This window comes from Kineococcus siccus, from assembly GCF_009906795.1.
In the GTDB taxonomy this organism is placed as follows: domain Bacteria; phylum Actinomycetota; class Actinomycetes; order Actinomycetales; family Kineococcaceae; genus Kineococcus; species Kineococcus siccus.
Genome location: NZ_JAAALN010000365.1, coordinates 1 through 1980, shown reverse-complemented (window position 1 = coordinate 1980; position 1980 = coordinate 1). Strand labels below are relative to the sequence as shown.

The 1980-nt window shown below is 80.8% G+C and carries 2 protein-coding genes; both read left to right on the top strand.

What is annotated here, in order from left to right:
* Positions 1-190: 190 nt before the first annotated feature.
* Complete coding sequence (locus tag GTR02_RS21445; protein WP_166609496.1) at positions 191-1291, top strand: lysylphosphatidylglycerol synthase domain-containing protein; 1101 nt, start codon at positions 191-193, stop codon at positions 1289-1291.
* On the top strand, positions 1288-1980 hold a 693-nt coding region (locus GTR02_RS21440), incomplete at its 3' end, for a glycosyltransferase (protein WP_166609495.1). The genes GTR02_RS21445 and GTR02_RS21440, both read left to right, overlap by 4 nt.

The window sequence follows — 1980 nt, the reverse complement described above, 5'->3', positions numbered from 1 at the left end:
CGCCGCGCGAGGCCCCGTCGGCGGCCGCGTGTGGACGTTCAGCCCCCCTCCTGCGGGAGGACAGCGCACGTCCAGTGCCATGCCGTGGGATGAGGCCACGTTCGCCCCGCCGTGCGATGTCCTGGACGGGCGCCCCCGGCCACGCTGACCGGGTGGCCGTCGACGGGACGGCGGGCGGGGAGGAGCAGCGGTGCAGGCGATCGAGCAGCGGGGTGCGACCCGGACGGCCCCTCCCGCGACCCCGGCGCTGCCGCCGTCGCGCATCGCCCTGGGTCTGGCCACGACGGCGGGCGCGCTCGTCGCGATCGCGCTGCTGCCCCGCCTCCTCGGCACGACCTGGCGCGACGTGCAGGGGGCCGTCGGGCACCTCGGGGGGCCCGACGTGGTGGGCCTGCTGGCGCTGTGGTTCGCCGGGCTGTGCTGCTGCTCGGCCGTCCTGACCGGCTCGCTGCCCGGCCTGTCGCACGCCCGCGCGCTCCTGCTGAACCTGTCCGGCAGCGCCGTGTCGGGGGCCGTGCCCCTCGGCGGCGCGCTGGGCGTCTGGCTCAACACCTCGATGCTGCGCCGGTGGTCCTTCCGGGGCCGCGACATCGCGTCCTTCACCGTCACGAGCAACGTCGTCGACGTCGCCGGCAAGCTCGTCTTCGCCGTGCCGGCCCTCGCCGTCGCGCTCGCCGCGGGCGGGGTGCCGCAGGTGCACGCCGCGGGCGGCTGGGCGTGGGCCCTCGGCGCCGGGGGCGCCGTCGCGGTCACCGCCGCGGCGCTGTGCTGCCGCGACGCGGGACTGCGCCACCTGGCCGCCGCGGCCGCGCTCGCCGTCCGGCTCCGCGAGCGGCTGCGGCCGCGGCCCGAGCCCGTCGCGCTGTCCCGCGACGCGGTCGCCCAGCGCCTCGCCGACGTGCGCGGGCGCGTCGGGGACCGGCTGCGCCGCGCGTGGCCGCGGCTGACGGCGGCCGTGCTCGGCTACGTCGCGCTGCAGGCCCTGCTGGCCCTGGTCTGCCTGCGCCTGGCCGGGGTGGCGCTGCCGGTGACCACCGTCCTGGCCGCCTTCGCCCTCGACCGCATCGCCAGCATGCTGCCGGTGACCCCCTCGGGCGCGGGGTTCGCCGAGGCCGCCGCGTGCACGGTGCTGCTGGGGGCCGGCGGCGCCGCGGCGCCCGTGCTGGCCGGGGTCCTGCTCTACCGCCTGCTCCTCGTGGTCCTCGAGGTGCCGGTCGGGGCGCTCGCGCTGGGCGGCTGGCTGCTCGCCGGCCGGGTCCCGGCCGCCGCGCGCCGGGGGCGGCGGCCGTGAGCCTCACGACCGCGCCGCCGCGGCTGCCCGCGCCACCGCGGGCCGCCGTCGCCGGCGGGTCGCTGCGCATCGTCCTGGTCTCCGACGGCTACCTGCCCCGGCTGGGCGGCATCGAGCTCCACGTGCGCGACCTCGCCGCCCGCCTCGCCGCGGCCGGGCACCGCGTGCGCGTCGTGACCGCGACGGGGGCCGGCGCGGCGACCGCCGGCCCTGGCGGCGTCGAGGTGCGGCGCCTGCAGCCCCGCGGGGCGGCCGGCGCCGTCGACCCGGCGCTCTGGACGGGTGCCGACCGGGCGGGCCTGCTCGACGCGCTCGCGGACGCCGACGTCGTGCACGCGCACTCCTCGGTCGTCTCACCCCTGGCGTGGGCGGCCGCCCGGGCGGCGCACCGGCGGGGCGTCCCGGCCGTCCTGACCGTGCACTCGATGCTGCCCCGGGGCAGCGCCCTGCCCCTCGCCGTCGCGCTGCGCGGCGCCCGGGACCTGCGCTGGACGGCCGTCAGCGAAGCCGTCGCCGACCCGCTGCGCCGCACCACGGGCCGTCCGGTCGCCGTGCTGCCCAACGGCGTCGACGCCGCGCCGTGGCGCGGCCTGCCCCGCCCCGGTGCCGCCCCCCGGCCCTTCACGGTCGTCAGCGCGGGGCGCTTCACGGCCCGCGCTGACGACCGTGAAGGGCCGGGGGGCGGCACC